This window comes from Flavobacterium sp. K5-23 (genome assembly GCF_023278045.1).
In the GTDB taxonomy this organism is placed as follows: Bacteria; Bacteroidota; Bacteroidia; order Flavobacteriales; family Flavobacteriaceae; genus Flavobacterium.
In genome coordinates this window covers 1,590,834-1,609,351 of the sequence record NZ_CP056783.1, presented here as the reverse complement: position 1 = coordinate 1,609,351, position 18,518 = coordinate 1,590,834, and the positions used below count along the sequence as shown (strand labels likewise).

Genomic DNA, 18,518 nt, shown 5'->3' with positions numbered 1-18,518 from the left:
ATTCTCATTGAATTTAAATAAATAAAAATTGAATACAAACGCGTTTGTAATTATTAAAAACGCTACTCTCGTTTATTAGGCGTTCCTAATTGCACATTCAATAAGGACAAGGAGTATACAAAGGCGGGAACAGCGGTTCGCATAGCGGCATGATTGATGGTTAAAAACCAAAAAGCTACAAAACACAACAAAAACATATTGAACTTATTTTCAAGATACAATACTAAAGGAGTAAAAAACAAGATCAACAAACCTAGAGCTCCTAACGAACCGTGCTCTGCAAGCATTCTTGTAATTTCATCATGGGACAACACAAAAGTCCCCGTCTCAGCTTCACGAACCTCCACCCCTTTCCCTACACCAACTCCAAAAACAGGATTATTAAAAAAAGTATTGATTTCATTTTGGGCAATATCTTCTCTTCCAGTAAGCTGACTCTCTTTTGCTCTTCCTGCAGCATCTTGATTGGCATACCGTTTATCAATTAACCCCCCCGTTTGAAATGAAGTATAGGCCCAAACAAGCATCATCGCCAATGAAATCAATACTATAATATAATTTAGCTTTACCTTTCCACGGTAATTAGACTTTGAATACAAAAAGCCAAGTAACAATACAATCATCAAAAATCCCGTTATCATACCACCGCGGGAAAAAGTAACCATCCCTCTATAACTAATATTAAACGCTACAATCAAATTAATTACTACTAAAATTTTTGATTTTGACTCTAAAATAATTCTCGAAAAAAAAATAAACATCCCTAGTCCTAAAAAAGTGGCTACCTGATTGGGGCCAAAACCACCCGAAGTTTCAAAATTAGATTGTGTCCCTGTAACCACATCCTGAATATTAGGGGTATAAAAAATTAAATAAACTACACAGCTAATGATGGGTAATCCTAAACTTAGTAAAATAACATTCATTTGTTCAAGAGAGATTTTTCTTCGATAGGTATATAATGAAGCTATTCCTAAACAAACAGGTCCTGACAAATTAAAAGCAATTGCATTTCTTATATTGGTATCAAAATTCAATACAAAAGTAGATAGTACCACACTAGGCACAAGCAATAATAAAAAAATCCAATAAGGAGCAGCTCCTTTAGAAAACCCGCTGTAGTACATACCTAAAAATAAAAAAAGCATCACCCCGTATTTTGAAAACTCATATGTGATATTACCACCAGTCATCCTCAATAACACCTCAGCTCCTACTACATAGGCAGCTACTACAAGTGCCTCGTTGTTTTTATTTTGGGTTTTTATAATGTAATATGCTCCAAATATAAAAATGGAATAGCCATATATTTTTGAAGTAAAAGGGAATATATATATAAAAAAGCCAATAAAAATATGGAAAAGGATAAGATAAAGATAAGACTGTTCTTCTTTTTTCATTTTTGGATAGTGCTTTGTAACCAATTTAAGTATTGCTTCATTACAACATTTTCTGAATAACTGTCAATAATTGTTTTACGAAGTGAATTTCCAAATTCTAATCTAAGAATTTCATCCTTAATTAATTTAAGAAGTGCATCATAAAATATAATTTCATTACCTACACTTACAATAAAACCATTACTCCCGTCTACGATTACAGAAGAGACTTCCCCTACATCCGTCACAACCACTGGTTTTTTATGCAAACCATATTCTAATAAAGCAACAGGTAAGCCTTCGGATTGAGAAGTTAAAATCCCTATTGTGGATTGTTTCAAAATACTACTTATATCTGATCTTGTACCGTATATAAAAACAGTCTCTTTAAGTTCCAATTCGCAAATTATTTTTTTTAATTTTTCCGAATAGAAATCATCGCTATCTTTTCCCACCAAATGGAATGTCCAATCTGGAAATACAATTTTGATTCTTTTAGCAACAGCTAGCAATAAAAAATGATTTTTTTGAATTCTTAAATTAGCTAAACAAACGATTCGCTTGCCATCAATTCCTTTCAAAATAGTAGTCTCTTGAATACTACTTTCTTCAGATACAAAATTAGGCAAATACAAACTGTTATTAAAACGCATTTGATTCTTTGCCCAATCTTTTAATTTTTGATTTACTGATATAATTCCTGTAAAAAATGGAAGCGTCAGTTTTAAAACTAAAGATGGTCGCTTATGTAGAAATTCACTGTCCCCATAATGATCATGCCATATAATATTTAATGAGGGGCAAATAAATTTCAAAAGAAATGCCGTGAAAAAAGAGGTGCTATGTGCATGAACAAGATTAATATTATTTTTCAAAACAAAGGCCTTTAATCGGAATAATGCATTTAAATCGAAACTACTTCTTTTATTCAAAAAAAAATAGGTGACATTAGTATTAAGAAACAGCATAAGCGGTCCTTCCTCTCTTGTCACTACAATTCCAGAAAACGCTACTCTTTTAGACAAGGCATTCGCATAATTGACTGCCATACGCTCAGCTCCGCCAGCTTCCAGTGAATCTATGATTTGTAGTACGCGCATTCAATTTTTTTTTATTGCCAAATGTATCTCTTTTTATTATAAATACAATAATCAGTATTTTCACTCGTGTTTTATTAAGCAACATATAAACACCTGCCTTCCTTGACAATTTCGGTAATTATAACTTAATCATTAAATGAAAAAAGTACTATTTTGCATTTAGTAATAGTAACTTCTCAATTTCATTCTTAAAAAAATCTAAAGTATAGATACTTGACCATTTTACTGCATTAATATGTTTTAAGTCATAATCCATTTGATTTGCAATTAAAAAGAGTAGTTGATTTGTATCCTTTTTTAAATTCATTTCTAGTAAAACGCCTCTATTCCCGTTATCCAACATAAGCGGAACACACGAAACTGAAGTTGCTATGGGAACACAACCCCAAAACATTCCTTCAGCAATGGCTTTGGGCCAACCTTCACTTTCGGAGGGTAAAAGCACAAAATGACTTTCTTGATACGCTTTTTGAACGGTTCCTTTAGACTGATTCCCTTCAAGAGTGATCATTGAATCCAATACGTTTTCTATGATATATTCTTCTAATTCTTTACGTAATACCCCTTCCCCATACAGACGTAAAGAGACATTACATCCTTTCTCGGAAAGCGATTTAACTAATTGAATAGCATAAAAGGGATTCTTCCCTTTGACTAAAGCCCCCACAAAGACAAAATCAATTTTCCCTTTTAAAACTTTTGGTGTTACTATTTTTTTATCCTCTTCATTATAGGTAGCTGTGAAAAAAGGTTTGATATTCTTAGTCATCCCTGCCCATTCCCCATACACTAAAACCTGCATATTTCGAGTAAAAAAAGTGTTACTCAAAAGTTTTTGTTGCAGTTTATAAGTCCAAGGTTGGTGGGCATTTGGGTCCCAATTCCCCGCGTATTTAGCTGTTTTAGGCTTGTTTGGAAAAAGAATTTGAACAAAACAGGCTATTAACCCAATGTTACCGGGACAACGCAAGTGAATATGATCAGCAGTTTGCATAGCATTATAAATTACCCATATCATTTTAGGTAATTTTACAATGGTAGCCACAATAGATTTTAACGATAGTATGTCGAAATTTGAAACTTCTCTAAATCGAGTATTTTGATTTATATAAAAACCATCAATTTCCGTTTTTTTATCGGAAGACAAAGGAGCAACAATCACCAAATCATCCACATTTTGAATCCAAATATTCATTTCACGAACATAGGGAGCGTAAGCATAATATAAATTTGCTTGTTTGATATGTGGTACATGGGTAAATATTACAAATTGCATATTAGAGTATTGAAATTTCTGCAATAGGTTTCCATATTAAATTGCTCTTCAAAAGTTTTCCTAGCACAGTGAGCCATTTTTTCATATTTATGAAAATTGCCCTCTACTTTTTCAAATAAAGCTATCATATCTTCAAAAGTCGGGTTAAACTTAAAACAATCTTTCCCTTCTGTTAAATAACTAGACAAACCTGTAGAATTAGAAATTAATATTGGCGTTTTATTCATCATTGACTCCAGCCCTACTGTGGGCAAATTATCAAATTTAGAGGGAATTATTGTATAATGACTTGCTTTTAAATAATCATCAACATCTAAATATTCAATACCCCCTAAATAATGTATCTCAGGTTTATCTTTAATTAACTCTATTATATTTACAACTTGATTTCCAGTTCCAGCAATTTTTAACACAATTCTTGAACTAGCAAACTTTTCTTTATAGGCTATAAAAGCATTGATTAAATCTACTACTCCTTTTGAAGGATCAATCCTGCCTAAATATGAAATAACAATAGTGTTCTTTTCTATGACTTTATTATTATTAAACCTATCAACCATAGGGTTCAACAATACAATTCCCTTTATTAAATTATTATGCACCTTCAAATTAGTTTTGGCTAATTCAGAAGGACATACAACTACATCACATAAAAATTTATAAAACATTTTTTTTCGAAAAAACAGGAGCTTTTGTTTTATCGAAACCTTTTTTAAATCAGCCAGTATCTGCTCTCGTAAAGTATGATAATATTCAAAAGTTTTCACTCTTCCTAAAGACAATAATTTGGACACTACTATACTAATATTACTCCCTACAAAATGTCCAATTATTACATTTGGTTTATATTTTAAATGCAACCTAGTATACCAAAAAAAAGCTTCAGCGGAAGTCGGCCTTTTATTGGAAGGCCATGAACATAAAACAATCCTACCTTTGCCTATAACTTTATATTCCTTTTTTAAAAAATAAGGTTGATGCGAAATAAATATAACTTGATGACCTAAATCAGCTAAATGATGCGCCAAATGATAACTCATTGCCGAAAAAGAGACTACACTATAATTATGTGCTATAAGAATTGTTTTCATTACGAATTTCAGTTTCTAATTAAGCTTTTGTACCTACAAAATATAAGGTAGAACCATTATATTTATTGAATATAGATTTAATGAAATCAATATAGAAATTCTTGCTTTTTATATCGAAATAGGGAAATTTCTTTACTCGAGCCTTACAGTTAACAAAGTGATTTATTTCAAAAATAGTACAGATATTTTCTTTTGTAAAAAAGTTCAAATGAACAGGTGGTTTATCCTGAAATAAAGCATCCTTTTCTCTTTCTGGATAATTATAAATTTTATTGTAATTAGGGGTCGAAAGAATAATTTTTCCGTTTTTATTTAATTTCTCATAAGCTAATTCAATAAATAATTTCAAATCTTGTAAGTGTTCTATCACTTCCCACAACATAATTACATCAAAAGATTCTTCTATAGTTTTAATAGTAGTAAAATCATCATTAATAGTATTCAATTTTAAAAATTGAGATTTTTGATATGATTCTTTATCAATTTCAATACCTAAATATTTAATCTTTTTATTTTTATTACGAATATAAGAACCAATTAGACCTATACCGCTTCCTATTTCAAGAACCGATTCACATATGCCATTGAGAACATGTTTCTTTAAAAGCCTTGATCGATGGTGTCCAACTTTAATTTTTTTGTTTTTTAAAAGCATTTCATACTCTAAAACAGAATGATTACTGTAAACGGCATCCTCATCATTATATAATTCATCATAAATAGTTACAAACTCTTTTTGAGAATAAATTGTTAAACAAAAAATAAGTTGGCAATTTTTACATTGTCCTAAATTATAGGTTTCATTAATTAAGATAACTTCGCTTTTACAAACTTTACATACTATGTATTTATTCATCCTTTAAAAATAGTGTTACGTATACAAATCATTTTATAAACATCAATCCTTTTTATAAACTCATAACAATTAGAATATATAAAAATCTTTTTTTATTGCTTTTGGGTTTATTCAATATTAAACGCCATATACTTGCTGACCAATCTAATGCTCCGGTCAGGTCTCTTTTTGTTTAATTGTTGTAAATATATTATTAAATCAAACATTATCTAAAGAATGGTAATGCAATACCTTCATAATTTTACATCAAAGAAAGACTTAAGAATTCCTTGACTATTCATTATCCACGCCAATTCACCCTCATTTTATGGACTTTTTGTGGGCTTTAATAAGAACTTGTTTTTAAACCTGTATCTGGATAAAAGTTATGTTTTTTTTAACATTATCTCAAAAAAAATCCTATTTTGATTAACAATACTATTCAATCCGTATTTTTTTATAACAAAAGCACTTGCTTTTTTTCCTACTGCTTCCTTTTTTTCTTGGTTTATGAAAAACCAACTGATTTTATCAGCGATATCTTTGGGATTATGCGGATCACAAAGCAATCCCGTTTCATAATCCGTTATAGTCTCTGGCCCTGGTCCTAGCTTGGTAAAAACTACCGCTTTCTCCATTGCCATAGCTTCTGGAGCCACTAATCCTTGGGTTTCCATATGAGAAGGAAACACACAAACCTCAGCTTGTGCATACTTTGAAGGAATATCATCATAAGCTATAGCACCATGAAAATGTACGTCTTGAACCATCTCTCCTAATTGCGGGAGTTCTTTTTCTCTTAACATTCCTAAATAGGAACTTCCGTCAGGATAAAACCAATCCCTTCCATAGATCTCCAATGTGGCAAGTGGGAATTGTTTTTTTACCAATGGAAAAGCTTGAATCAATTGTCTTATTCCTTTTTTTTCACAAACAGTTCCAGCAAAAACAATTTTCCTTGCTACTTCTTGGTCTTTCAACGGTTTAAAAAACTCCGTATTTATAGGATAACTAATATAGGCTAGAGGTTTATTATTATAACTCAAATAGTTCTCCGTATGATTCTTTACATATTTTGAAACCGCTATAAAAGCGTCTGCTTTTTTAAAAGAACGTTTCTCTTGAAATCCTTTCCATTTGTTAATTCCTCTATTTTCGCCCTCAGCAAAAAAATGATGCCCACCATGAAGACGGATAATGTATTTTATATTTTTTGTTTTTTTTATAAAAGCAAGACCAAGTTCTGATGTCTCTACAATATCTATTGGATCCAACTTATGAATACTTATTATCTTTTCATTAATCGCTTTTGAATTATAAAACCAAGCCAATCCTTTTATTTTACTCTTTTGGAGACGATAAATAGTTACTCCATCACTAGTTTCATTTTCATCGTTTGCAGTATAATTCATCCCAACAACAGATACTCTAATCCCTTGTTTGACTAATGCAACTGCAAGTGTTTTTACAAAACTGCCGATTCCACCATGGGAAAAACCTACTTTTGGATATTCGTTTGTTAGGAAACAGATGTGCATAATTCTTTAATTTGTTTAGCTATATTTACACTACTCTCTTGTAATGGATAATTCACAATTTTTTGCATCCAAATTTTTCTGTCTTGCCCTACCTTTTCCGGAAATTCAATCGCTTGATGTATTTTGGATGTAATTTCCTCTTTTTGGTTTATCCAACCTACAGCATCCAATCCTTTCATTGATTTAAAGTGCTGAAATTGATAAACTTCATTTACATTATACTTAGAATGCATAACTGGAATATAATTTAAATACAAACAAGGCTTATCATATACCGCGAAGTCATGTGCCATAGTACTTCCAAAATTAATTACTAAATCAGAATGTTTAACTGTGTTTACTAATAATGAAATATCATTAATAGATGGATATACGGCATGAAAAGAATTGTTTTTGTTTTCAATTCTCCAATCTGGATCAACTGAAAAGACTAAACCTTTAAATTTATCAAGTATTTTGTCAAATCTTTTTGTCTTATCAACTGGACATCTTCTAAATAAAATTTGAGGCCGTTGACTAATTTCTATTTCACCTATTTCTTCACAAATATCTTCCAAATAGTTAGCTTCATAAGGAGAGCTCATGTCGTTCCCAGAAAAACAAATTGTCTTTTTACGAATATCTAAGCCATATTTTTTGAAAAAAATTTCTTTTGAAAAAATATATTTATCTTGAAAATAAAATTCAAATTGAGGGGTGCCAACTACTTTGATTTGCTCTTTTTTAATATCTGGGTACAATAAGTCCAATTCATTTCCCATTAATTCAGACCAAACAAAATAGTTATCATATCTCGAAACCAATCTCGCTTTTGGCACATTATCCCACGAAAAAATAACAGTTGATGTTGGTATTTTTTTTTGCTTAGCAATTTCTATTATAGGTGCACTTATAGATGCTCTCTGGTGCAAATTTAAAATACAATCAGGTTGTAAAACATCTAAATCTTCTTTTATTTTTTTTAAAACAGGATCTTTTAAAATTTCTCTCTCGTAAGATTTGTCTAATTTTAAAATTATACTGTAATCCAATGAGATTAATCTACCTAAGATCTCAGCTAAACGATACAGAAGTTTTTGTTTAAGACTTTTCTGGTTTCTGTTCCAAAAAGCCATAATAGTGGGATTTTTTAATTTTCGTGAATTATACAATAATCTAGCATAAGCTAAACTTTCCCTTAACAATCTAGCTTTTGGCTTTTCTATAAAAATTGGTATAGCTCGAATTTTAGAAATATTTGGCTGAACTTTTTTTACTTCTTGAATTGCTGCATCAGTAATTTGATGATATAACATCACCTCGATACCATTGTTATTTAGTTCCTTTATAAAACTTGAATATAAATAATTTCTAACTGCTACACCATCAGGTACTATTAATAATAATTTCATATACTTCCTATTCTTCCGTGATCTGAAAACGAACGATGAACTATAAATTCTTTGTTTAATGGCTCTTCGGAAAGAAAAGTAATATCGCAAAAATAATTTTCCTCAAGAGGATTTAACCGCCAAGGAACAATAGATTTATAGTCTAAAACCCAACCATTCTTTTCTAAATTTTTAATTTTTAAATCATTCCAAGATGAAATATAATCCAACCAATTATATCCTAATTCCCAAGATTTTTTTTCTAATTCATTCAGATTTAAAATGTCTATAACTCTTAAACCTCCCACTTCATTTTGGCTTATTGCCCTTGACCCGTCTTCAAACAATAATCCTTTTATCCCTGGTTGTTTAAAATAATGTGATTCATCATTTAAATAATCATCTATATTAACATTACAATATTTAGAGACTTCATTAAAAGAAGCCTTCTTAAAACGAGGGTTAATCTTAACATACCTAACTAAATCATAATGTCTATGCCATCGCATATTTCTATACAAGCCTAATCCTGCCTCATTGGCTGCCGTTGCAGCTAATGGATAATAAGCTCTCGCCAAAGCATATAATTCTGTTAAAACTCTTTTCCCTCTACAAGATTCCTCTAGAAAAACATTGATAACCCAAGCCAACCCCCCTCCGAAATTTGCTCCTACATGGCCTACAATTTCATTATCCGCTGATAAACATATAAATGATCGGCCATATTGTTTATCACCATACTGCCAATACCAAAATTCTTTGTTTTGCAAAGGGTGATTTTCTCTATAAATCTTCGAAAAGAAAACATATAATTTTTCCCAATCTTCTATATTAGCTTCCCTTGTTATCATTTACTATAGCTTTTACCCCCAATTAAATCATTACAATCAAATCTATTTAGTAATAATTTGTTGTTTGACCTGTCAATTATTCCTCTTTTAGTGGTGAATCCATACAAATACCCAACTTTCTTTGCAGTTTCTGCAACTAATCCCGTACAAGCTTCATCAGTACCATAAGGATACGCCACTGCAGTAATTACGTTCCCAACTAATGCTTCAAAGTACATTTTACTATGCTCTAATTCATAACGAAGCTTATCAATTTCTAATAAACCCAATGGATAATGGGTATGCGTATGACTTCCTAAATTATTGTTTTTTCCTAAATAAATTAATTCTTCTTTAGACATATACAACTTATTCAAGACGACTTCCTCATCGAAATAAGAATTAAATACTATATCTATAATTTGCTCTTGAATATCAAATGGTATTTTAAAATTAAGCAAATATTTCAATTGAGCAGATTCTGGCGTATCATAGCGATAATGACCTTCCCCATTTTTTATTTCTACTTCATTTAACGAAAAAGTACTTTTTTTTTTCAGTAAATACATCAATTTTTCTGGCGAAAGTATTGAACGTAAAAGATGAATTTTATGAACTGTACAAACTTTTTGCATTTCTGTATTAATAGAATTGGCAAAAAAAAAGGCTTGAATATCTAATTCTTGTAGAATTGGCAATGCAAATTCAAATTGTTCTTTTAAGCCATCATCAAAAGTAATACAGAAATAATTGTATTTGGAAGAAACTACGGCATCATAATCTTCAACCAACTGACTTGGAGTAATAAAACAACCTGTTTTTTTTAGTAATTTTAATTGGTTTTTAAAACCATTCGGGGTTACTCCAAAAATACTTGGGTATTCTGAGAAATAACTTTCTCTAATATAGTGATAATTACATACTGTTAACATTATAAATATCTAAATTATTTCTGTGATTGAGTTACCAAATATCGCTTTTTTCGGTGATTAAAGACAATATTACGTTATTTCATTTCTAAAATCAGTTTCGTCTTTTTTAACTTAATCCATACCCCTAATTTATTTGTTGAAAAAATCTTTTATAATTCTTGCTGTAAACAATCTAGCACCCGCATCGTTCATATGCCCACAGGAAGAAAAATAGCGATCCTCAACCACCACATTCTCATAATTATGAATTTCAGGATAGATTTTGTTCACCTTTTCAAAATAGTTCATACCTTTTGTATTCGAACACATCGGGGTCATTACAGCGATGAGATTAATTTTATTGATTTTACAAATTTGCTTAACTTCTTCATAATACTTATTATGCAACAAAGGTTTTAAATGCGTCAAATCATTTTTCATTCTTCCTTTCTTAGTGCTCAATAAAGGATGGTACCCATCATTTTCAAAATAATTAGTCCTTTCTTTATGGGCTGTTTTAAACAGCTCCCGGAATCCAATTTGAGAATCAAATTCTACATACCGGTAAAAAGGGATATAATACAAAAAATTGAAATCGCTTTCTCTAGAGAAATGCTCTTTTATTGTATTCGACAGATGAATATAAGGTAAAAATCGAGATGCAATTCCATCGGCTCTTTGATCATTAGATAAATTCAAATCGACCTCAACAATCACATTTTTAATTTTATATTTTCGCTCTACCATCAACTTCAATAACAAATCAGCTTCAAATAAATGAGCACCGCTCATACCGTAATTAAAGGTTTTGAGTCCTTTGTCTTCAAACAGTTGAGGCACAATATGATTATTGGCTCTAGAGGAACCTAAAACAACCACATCGTAATTCCGTCCTTGTGAATTGTAAATATAATCTATTTTACCCCTTTGATTCGACTGCGCATAAACAGCCGTATACATAAAATCTAAAACAACTGCGATTGCTAGTGTTAAGAGTACTGTTTTTAAAGTGAATAGTAAAAAATTTTTCATTAGAATTGAAAATATATAAATTCTTTATAATCTGAATACGTACCAAATGCAATAATTGCCAGTAAAGCCAAAGCCAGTTTGACGGTAGTGTATTTTCCTGAAATAGGTTCTAATTTGGTTCTATTATTCCATTCTACTAAAACGAATAACCCTACCATGAGAAGCAATTCATAATTGTAACGCTCATTATCAAGGTACTGTGAGGAAAACTCTCTATTTACTATTATTCGTTTCAAATACAAACAAGCATCCGTTATAGTTTTGGCTCTAAAAAACACCCAGGCAATAGTACTTAAAAAAAAGGTCATTAGCATACTCCCAATTGTTCTTAGGGAATCCCAATCCCATTTCAGTTGAATTTCATCTATATTAGCACGATTTCTATTCAACAATAAAAGCGGTAAAAAATAAAGAGCATTGATAAATCCCCAAGCTAAATAAGTCCAATTCGCACCATGCCAAAAGCCGCTAACTACAAAAATAATAAACACATTTCTGACCTGCATTGTTTTCGAACCTTTACTACCTCCTAACGGGATATAAAGGTAATCCCGAAACCAAGAGGAAAGCGAAATGTGCCATCTGCGCCAAAACTCAGCAATATCCCTTGAAAAATAAGGATAATTAAAATTGCGTAATAAATCCAAACCAAATAATTTTGATATCCCCAACGCCATATCAGAATATCCCGAAAAGTCACCATAAATTTGAAATGCAAAATAAACAGCACCCAAAATCAGAGACAACGAATTCATTGAACTGTAATTATCAAAAACAGCATTGGCATAGGTCGCGCAGGTATCAGCAATAACTACTTTCTTGACTAAACCCCAAATGATTTGATAAATTCCTTCTTTGGCTTGCGCCAAATTAAATGTTCTTTTTATTTTTACTTGTGGTAACAAATGGGTTGCTCTTTCTATAGGCCCAGCGACCAACAAGGGGAAGTAGCTAACAAACAAGGAATAATCAACAAAATTATATTCTGCTTTTATTTTTTTCAAATAAATATCAATTACATACGACAAGCCGTGAAAAGTATAAAAGGAAATTCCCACTGGCAAAATCACATTCAACAACAAGGGGCTCGTCTGTAACCCCACACCATTTAACATTTCTGAAAAAGAGGCTGAAAAAAAATTATAGTATTTAAACACTCCTAAGAAACCTAAGTTAACGCTGACGCTCAACCAAAACCAAAACTTTCGTCTTTTCTCAGTAGTGCTTTTTTCAATTTGAATGCCGGTATAATAATCTAGAAAAGTGGAGAAAACCAACAGAAATAAAAAACGCCAATCCCAACAGGAGTAGAAATAATAACTGGCAATAATCAATAAAAGGTTCTGACTGCTTTTTGTTTTATTGAAAACAAACCAATACAAAAGGAAAACAATGGGTAAAAAAATGGCAAAAGCCAAAGAGTTGAAAAACATAGTTTGTCTTAAAAATTATTTTCTAATTTACAGCTGCAAAGAAAAGGATTATTCTTTTGTAATTTCCTTTTTACCTCAAAAGAATATGCAACAAAACCCGTATTGATAGCGGTTACTTTAGGATTGAAATCCAGTGTTTCCAATTATAAATCTCTAAATTGTTTTTGATGGTTCAATTGCCAAAACTCCTTCTTCATAAGACATTCTAAGAATAAAGCAGCACTATTGCCTTGCCCAAAATCGCCGTCCATTTTTAGAGTCTGATGCAAATCAATGCTCCTTAATGCTTTGGTGATATTTTCTTGACTGTAATCCACGTTTATAATATCAGCATGAATTGCTCTATTGAGTTGTCTTGTTCCTATATTAATAATTGGAATCCCGTAATAAGGTGCTTCGCGTATTCCTGCGCTACTATTACCAATGATGAATTGGCTGTTTTTCAATAAGGTCAAAAAATATTCGAAACGCAGTGAGGGAAAAATTCGAAAACGATTGTTATTTTTCAAAAGTTCGTACGTCTTTATTATAGTTGTGCTTCCTAAATCATTATTAGGAAAAATAACGACATAATTATGACTGTCAGCGAGCAAAGCCTGCACAAAATTGAGCGCATATTCTTCCATCGCTGCGATTTCCGTAGTAACAGGATGAAACATAACAATGGCGTACTGGTCAAAATCGATTTCGTAATAATCCTTTACAATAACCAAATCAGGCAATTTATCCGAAAATAGGATGTCAATATCAGGAGACCCAATGGTGTAAACCGCTGATTCCATCTCTCCCATTTGTATCAATCGTTTGGCTGCTTCCCCATTGGAAACAAAATGAAGGTGGCTCAATTTACTAACACTATGCCGAATTAGTTCATCTACGGTTCCTGAAATTTCACCTCCCTCAATATGGCTTACCAAAATATTATTTAGAGATCCCACAATAGCTCCTGCCAAAGTTTCTACTCGGTCTCCATGTATTACGATTAAATCCGGATTTACTTGTTTACAGTAACTGGATAAACCTTCAATGGTTTTGGCTAATGTCAAATCCATGGTAGTCTCGTGGGTATGATTTTCGAAAGTATGCAGGTTTTTGAAATTGCATCTTTCAATTTCAATCAGCGTATATCCGTATTCTTTTTGTAAATGCATTCCAGTGACAAATACAAAAACCTCAAATTCTGGTTGTTTTTCAAGAATTGAAATCAAAGATTTAATTTTACCAAAATCAGCACGAGTACCTGTTAGAAATACTATTTTTTTTATTTTACTCAAAATCTAAAAAATCTAATTGTTCATCATTTTCAATATCTCTAGTAGCAACTTTCCCTATAAGATCGTTAAAATGCGCCGCCAAAATCTTCCCAGTTCCCGGACGTTTCACCCAAATATTTTCTTTGGTAAGTATTTCTCCTTTTGCAATAGGTTGAATGGTACAAACGGTTGCAAAAGCAAAATCAATAGTCACCTGTTCCTCATGGGCAGGTTCCTTTAATCCACCGCGCATTTGCCAAATCTCCTTAGAGTTTATTATTAAATCCTTTGTTGTTTTCTCGTCCATACTACACACAATATCTGGACCTGTGCGTTGCATGTGATCGGTAAAATGACGTTCTAAAACAGAAGCACCCAAAGCTACAGCGCCCAAACAAGCATTATTATTTATGGTATGATCTGACAATCCAAAAACAGCATCAGGAAATGCATTGTGCATCTCCATCATAGCGCCAAAACGAACTAAATGAATAGGGGTAGGATATAAATTTGTGGTATGCAAGAGTGCCACAGGAACATTGTATTTATCGAAAATGGCAACGGCTTTGGTAATACTTTCTATAGTATTCATTCCAGTACTTAAAATAACCGGTTTCCCAAAAGAAGCAATGTGTTCTAGCAACGGATAATTATTACATTCCCCCGAACCAATTTTATAAGCAGGGACTTCAAATTTCTCAAGCCTATCCGCAGCCGCTCTGGAAAAAGGAGTCGAAATAAATAGCATTCCTTTACTTTCAACATAATTCTTCAATTCCAGTTCATCTGTTTCGTTCAAAGAACAGCGATCCATAATTTCGTAAATAGAAACATCAGCATTTCCAGGAATTACTTTTTTGGCAGCACCACACATTTCGTCTTCGACAATATGGGTTTGGTGTTTGACTACCTCAACGCCTGCTCTGTGAGCGGCATCTACCATTTCTTTGGCTATGACCAAAGAGCCTTCATGATTAATACCAATTTCGGCAATGACTAATGGCGAAAAATCTTGCCCGATTTTTCTTCCTGCGATTTCTATATATGGGTTCATGGTTTTCTGTTATGAATTATGGGTTATCTCTTTTACCTCCTGACTTAGCTTGTCCTGAACTATACCCGAAAGACTCGAGAGGACAATTATATTATATCATGTCGAGCGCAGTCGAGACACTTTTTAATACTGGTTGTGTTTTGTCATGTCGAGTGCAGTCGAGACACTTTTTTCATTAAATACTCCGCATACTCCAAATCTTCCGGAGTATCGATATCTATGCTTGCAAAAACATGATTTACTTCAAGTGGAAAAGCATTTTCCGAAATAATAACATTGTTCAAAATTAAGGATGCATTTGTGATATACAACAAACCGTTTTCAAAATAAAGCGGTTCTAAATCCTGACTGCGTTGTCCAATGGTGTAATTGTACGGAATGAATTTAGCATTGACGAGTTTTCCGAGTTTTTGATGATTTCTAGTAACACTAAACAAGCTGTCATAATTCTCTTTTTTGTAGATTTCAAAAGCTTCTTTCAGCAAATTTGCAGGACGCAATGGATTGGTAGCTTGTAATAAAACAACATTTTCAACAGCTGTTTCAATGGATTCTAAAACATGTTTCAATGCTGAGATTGTAGGTTCGTGATCACCAGAAAGTGTTTCAGGCCTATCAATAACTTTTGCTCCATGATCTAATGCTATTTTTTTAATTATAGCATCATCCGTAGATACATAAACAGTATCAATTATAGCACTGTTTTCTAACGCATAATTAATGGAATGCATCAATAAAGGAATGCCTCCAAATAAATGAACATTCTTTTGCGGAAATCGTTTTGAACCGCCTCGAGCAGGTATAATGGCTATTGTTTTAGTCATAAATACTATGTTTGTTTGTAAAATCCTTGAAAAAAAGTAGCTTAATCTCTTCTAATTCGGCTTCCGATTTACCCCACCACTTTAAAGTTTCAATTTCATTAATAACTTTATCCGAAAAACGTTTTCTAATTTCTTTGGCGGGAACACCCGCCACAATAGCATAAGGTAAAATGTCTTTCGTTACAACACTTCCTGCTGCTAAAATAGCTCCATTGCCTATGGTTACATTGCCTACAATAATAACCCCATGTCCTATCCAAACATCGTGACCTATGCTAATTTTATTCTCTTGTTTTAATTGTTTTAACTCACCCTGAAATAAATTTTGATTAATGTACGTCGACATATAGGAAAGGGGATGATTCGTAGCATGAATAGCAACATCAACTCCTAATTGACAATATTTACCAATGCTGATTATGCCACCTAGAAGATTATTAGAACCTAATGTAGTGGCATAACCTATCTTTATTTTTCCAGAAAAATTACAACCTTCGGGAACAACATTTTTTCCTTCAAAAATTACATTTTGCAATCCACTTGAAAAACCAGAAACAATAACGTTTTCTCGTTTTTCAACAGTATTTAAAAAATAAAGCAGTACTTTTTTAATAAATTTGCGCATATTAATAATGGTTAGCTTCTTCGTTTGATAATCCTTTATATTTTAAAAACAAATTCCAAACTGGCTTAATAATTAAAAATCTCATGAAAATCTTTTCTTTAATAAAATTAGCAATCTCATTTTGATTGATTTGTTTTAAGCTTGGTTTTTCTAATAAAAGATTACTTTGATCTTCTATCATGTTAAATTTTTCTGCCATCCATGGTTCAATAATATTACCCATATGGTAGGTGTAATTATATTCTGTAGCAATTCTCCAATAGCCTTGTTTCACGACAGGTTTATCCAAAAGATCATCACTTCCTCCACCTAAAACAAAACCAGAATATTTTTCTGTAAGATTAATAAATATACATCCCTTATACGTTACTATATAATGGCCTGCACCTACAACTGCTTTTATATTGTTGTTAGTAACTGTTAAAAATTTATTCAGATGAAATTCATTATAAAAATTAGGATTCCCAATGCTTGAGGCAAAATTACGCATAGCATTAGGGTTTTTTACAATTGTAAATTTCATTTTTTTTGAGAATATACAATCAAACATTTGGTTATAAGAATAAAACTTCAAAGTTTTTGAAGATGGTGTTGGACATATGGCTCCAGCTTTTGGAAAAGTATCAAACAATTTATAAGATTCTTTTTGCCAATCATTTAAAAACAAAACATCAGCATCACTTGTAGTAACTATCTGAAAATCATGTCCGACAATGCCTTTAAGCATCGCATTTACATAACCAATATTTGTAGAATGGATAAGCTCATGTATTTTTTTTTCACTCAAAAGTTGCTGCAGGAATTGCACGACAACATCGCAACTTCCATTATTTACAACAGTAATATAAGTTTGACTATGACAAGTTTTAAAAAGCGACTCCAAACAAAATCGCAGAATTTGAAAACTATCCTTAAAATACCCCTCTTGGTTGGGTATATAAATAGGAATGATAACCTGATGAAAAAAATCATTAGGCTCTTGGATCTTATCTTTATTGGGGTTGAATCCTACTCGCATTTTTTTAATTTCTTTGAGAATGAAAGGTATCTATTTTATCTAAAATCTCCACATCAATACTAATATCAAATTTCCTTGCAAACAATTTAGAATTAGGTTGAGAACTTAATTCTTCAAAATCTGCAGAAGTAAATGTAACTGGCAAATCACAATTCTTTTTTTCCCAGTTAGCATACGAAAGAAATGGCATGATTTTAATATCATTTTTCTTCTCCACTAAATACATAATAATTGACTGAAAAAACATTTCATCAGGAATTAATGAATATACATGATAGTCAACATAATCAGGATTTTTCACAACAAAGTCGATAACTTTTTCAGTCGTTTGTGTTGTCAAAGCCCACCATTGACTTCCTCCAAATGGCTTAATATAGTCTGGATATCTCCTTTTTTTAAAGATTTTTAATATAGAATCATAATGACCAACTTTAATTGACTGATAGATTTTCTTAAATGTTTTTTTTGTAAAAAATTCTGGTTCCAGTATCGAACCAACAAGTACAAAATCTTGTTTTCTGGAAGATAAATTAAACTTATATTTTACCATTCTATCTATCGACCAATATTTTGTTGGCAATGGAAAAATGTCAATAAATTCATTTCCAAAATTAGATGTTAAATACGATTTAATACAATCGTTTGATTTAATTGGATAATCTTGACCACTTAGAAGAATACAATAACCTCTACGCTTATCTTTTAATACTTGCTTTAAAGCGCTGATTGTAGCCTTAACAGTTCCGATATCTCCCCAAATTCCTTCTCTGCGGTTTTCTATAAAACATACATTTGGTGAATCAGCCAATTCACTCAAAAAAGAATCTATTAAAACATTTTTATCTATATGAATATAAAAAAAAGATTCAGGAGCAGTTAATTTCTGAACTAATCGTTTTAACTGACTCGGATATCTATGAGCTAATATTATATAACAGATTTGCATAAA

Annotated in this window: 17 protein-coding genes; all 17 read right to left on the bottom strand. The window is 31.7% G+C overall.

The genetic code is table 11. The features are described from left to right. Positions 1-62: 62 nt before the first annotated feature. The 17 genes from FLAK523_RS07110 to FLAK523_RS07030 all read right to left on the bottom strand — a co-directional run bounded on the left by FLAK523_RS07110 (position 63) and on the right by FLAK523_RS07030 (position 18,515). Entirely contained in the window at positions 63-1,400 is a 1,338-nt protein-coding gene (locus FLAK523_RS07110; RefSeq protein ID WP_248907862.1) for an O-antigen ligase, read from the bottom strand. Continuing rightward, entirely contained in the window at positions 1,397-2,479 is a 1,083-nt protein-coding gene (locus FLAK523_RS07105) for a glycosyltransferase (protein WP_248907861.1), read from the bottom strand. Before FLAK523_RS07105 ends, FLAK523_RS07110 begins: the two co-directional genes overlap by 4 nt. Before the next feature lie 148 nt (positions 2,480-2,627). After that, positions 2,628-3,755, bottom strand: coding sequence for a glycosyltransferase family 4 protein (locus tag FLAK523_RS07100; RefSeq protein WP_248907860.1), 1,128 nt, complete (start codon positions 3,753-3,755; stop codon positions 2,628-2,630). Continuing rightward, positions 3,743-4,846 carry a glycosyltransferase family 4 protein gene (locus FLAK523_RS07095; RefSeq protein WP_248907859.1) on the bottom strand — a complete coding sequence of 368 codons (1,104 nt, stop codon included), beginning with the start codon at positions 4,844-4,846 and terminating at the stop codon, positions 3,743-3,745. The genes FLAK523_RS07100 and FLAK523_RS07095 overlap by 13 nt, the downstream gene beginning before the upstream one ends. Before the next feature lie 19 nt (positions 4,847-4,865). Further along, positions 4,866-5,702, bottom strand: a complete 837-nt coding sequence (locus FLAK523_RS07090) for a bifunctional 2-polyprenyl-6-hydroxyphenol methylase/3-demethylubiquinol 3-O-methyltransferase UbiG (RefSeq protein ID WP_248907858.1) — start codon at positions 5,700-5,702, stop codon at positions 4,866-4,868. A 365-nt stretch (positions 5,703-6,067) separates the two neighbouring features. Beyond that, positions 6,068-7,219 (bottom strand): glycosyltransferase family 4 protein, encoded by a 1,152-nt coding sequence (locus FLAK523_RS07085; protein WP_248907856.1) that lies wholly within the window; start codon positions 7,217-7,219, stop codon positions 6,068-6,070. After that, positions 7,201-8,610, bottom strand: coding sequence for a hypothetical protein (locus tag FLAK523_RS07080; protein ID WP_248907854.1), 1,410 nt, complete (start codon positions 8,608-8,610; stop codon positions 7,201-7,203). Before FLAK523_RS07080 ends, FLAK523_RS07085 begins: the two co-directional genes overlap by 19 nt. Then, positions 8,607-9,440, bottom strand: a complete 834-nt coding sequence (locus tag FLAK523_RS07075; RefSeq protein WP_248907852.1) for a GNAT family N-acetyltransferase — start codon at positions 9,438-9,440, stop codon at positions 8,607-8,609. Before FLAK523_RS07075 ends, FLAK523_RS07080 begins: the two co-directional genes overlap by 4 nt. Beyond that, positions 9,437-10,351: a polysaccharide deacetylase family protein gene (locus FLAK523_RS07070; RefSeq protein ID WP_248907849.1), complete on the bottom strand. Its 915-nt coding sequence runs from the start codon at positions 10,349-10,351 to the stop codon at positions 9,437-9,439. Before FLAK523_RS07070 ends, FLAK523_RS07075 begins: the two co-directional genes overlap by 4 nt. A gap of 129 nt (positions 10,352-10,480) precedes the next feature. Next, entirely contained in the window at positions 10,481-11,362 is an 882-nt protein-coding gene (locus tag FLAK523_RS07065) for a hypothetical protein (RefSeq protein ID WP_248907847.1), read from the bottom strand. Continuing rightward, complete coding sequence (locus FLAK523_RS07060; RefSeq protein WP_248907844.1) at positions 11,362-12,795, bottom strand: MBOAT family protein; 1,434 nt, start codon at positions 12,793-12,795, stop codon at positions 11,362-11,364. Before FLAK523_RS07060 ends, FLAK523_RS07065 begins: the two co-directional genes overlap by 1 nt. Positions 12,796-12,938: 143 nt before the next feature. Continuing rightward, positions 12,939-14,060 carry a UDP-N-acetylglucosamine 2-epimerase gene (neuC, locus tag FLAK523_RS07055; RefSeq protein ID WP_248908060.1) on the bottom strand — a complete coding sequence of 374 codons (1,122 nt, stop codon included), beginning with the start codon at positions 14,058-14,060 and terminating at the stop codon, positions 12,939-12,941. Between the two features lies 1 nt (position 14,061). Next, positions 14,062-15,102 (bottom strand): N-acetylneuraminate synthase family protein, encoded by a 1,041-nt coding sequence (locus tag FLAK523_RS07050; protein WP_248907842.1) that lies wholly within the window; start codon positions 15,100-15,102, stop codon positions 14,062-14,064. A gap of 143 nt (positions 15,103-15,245) precedes the next feature. Further along, positions 15,246-15,926 (bottom strand): acylneuraminate cytidylyltransferase family protein, encoded by a 681-nt coding sequence (locus FLAK523_RS07045; RefSeq protein WP_248907840.1) that lies wholly within the window; start codon positions 15,924-15,926, stop codon positions 15,246-15,248. Further along, positions 15,919-16,551, bottom strand: coding sequence for a CatB-related O-acetyltransferase (locus tag FLAK523_RS07040; RefSeq protein ID WP_248907838.1), 633 nt, complete (start codon positions 16,549-16,551; stop codon positions 15,919-15,921). The genes FLAK523_RS07045 and FLAK523_RS07040 overlap by 8 nt, the downstream gene beginning before the upstream one ends. A gap of 1 nt (position 16,552) precedes the next feature. Continuing rightward, entirely contained in the window at positions 16,553-17,569 is a 1,017-nt protein-coding gene (locus FLAK523_RS07035; RefSeq protein WP_248907836.1) for a glycosyltransferase family A protein, read from the bottom strand. Between the two features lie 4 nt (positions 17,570-17,573). Next, complete coding sequence (locus tag FLAK523_RS07030) at positions 17,574-18,515, bottom strand: beta-1,6-N-acetylglucosaminyltransferase (protein WP_248907835.1); 942 nt, start codon at positions 18,513-18,515, stop codon at positions 17,574-17,576. Positions 18,516-18,518: the final 3 nt, after the last annotated feature.

Coding starts and splice junctions, on each gene's coding strand:
- FLAK523_RS07110 (WP_248907862.1), bottom strand. CDS start 1,400: ATGAAAAAAGAAGAACAGTCTTATCTTTATCTTATCCTTTTCCATATT.
- FLAK523_RS07090 (WP_248907858.1), bottom strand. CDS start 5,702: ATGAATAAATACATAGTATGTAAAGTTTGTAAAAGCGAAGTTATCTTA.
- FLAK523_RS07065 (WP_248907847.1), bottom strand. CDS start 11,362: ATGAAAAATTTTTTACTATTCACTTTAAAAACAGTACTCTTAACACTA.
- FLAK523_RS07070 (WP_248907849.1), bottom strand. CDS start 10,351: ATGTTAACAGTATGTAATTATCACTATATTAGAGAAAGTTATTTCTCA.
- FLAK523_RS07105 (WP_248907861.1), bottom strand. CDS start 2,479: ATGCGCGTACTACAAATCATAGATTCACTGGAAGCTGGCGGAGCTGAG.
- FLAK523_RS07095 (WP_248907859.1), bottom strand. CDS start 4,846: ATGAAAACAATTCTTATAGCACATAATTATAGTGTAGTCTCTTTTTCG.
- FLAK523_RS07040 (WP_248907838.1), bottom strand. CDS start 16,551: ATGCGCAAATTTATTAAAAAAGTACTGCTTTATTTTTTAAATACTGTT.
- FLAK523_RS07035 (WP_248907836.1), bottom strand. CDS start 17,569: ATGCGAGTAGGATTCAACCCCAATAAAGATAAGATCCAAGAGCCTAAT.
- FLAK523_RS07080 (WP_248907854.1), bottom strand. CDS start 8,610: ATGAAATTATTATTAATAGTACCTGATGGTGTAGCAGTTAGAAATTAT.
- FLAK523_RS07060 (WP_248907844.1), bottom strand. CDS start 12,795: ATGTTTTTCAACTCTTTGGCTTTTGCCATTTTTTTACCCATTGTTTTC.
- FLAK523_RS07030 (WP_248907835.1), bottom strand. CDS start 18,515: ATGCAAATCTGTTATATAATATTAGCTCATAGATATCCGAGTCAGTTA.
- FLAK523_RS07085 (WP_248907856.1), bottom strand. CDS start 7,219: ATGCACATCTGTTTCCTAACAAACGAATATCCAAAAGTAGGTTTTTCC.
- FLAK523_RS07050 (WP_248907842.1), bottom strand. CDS start 15,102: ATGAACCCATATATAGAAATCGCAGGAAGAAAAATCGGGCAAGATTTT.
- FLAK523_RS07075 (WP_248907852.1), bottom strand. CDS start 9,440: ATGATAACAAGGGAAGCTAATATAGAAGATTGGGAAAAATTATATGTT.
- FLAK523_RS07100 (WP_248907860.1), bottom strand. CDS start 3,755: ATGCAATTTGTAATATTTACCCATGTACCACATATCAAACAAGCAAAT.
- FLAK523_RS07045 (WP_248907840.1), bottom strand. CDS start 15,926: ATGACTAAAACAATAGCCATTATACCTGCTCGAGGCGGTTCAAAACGA.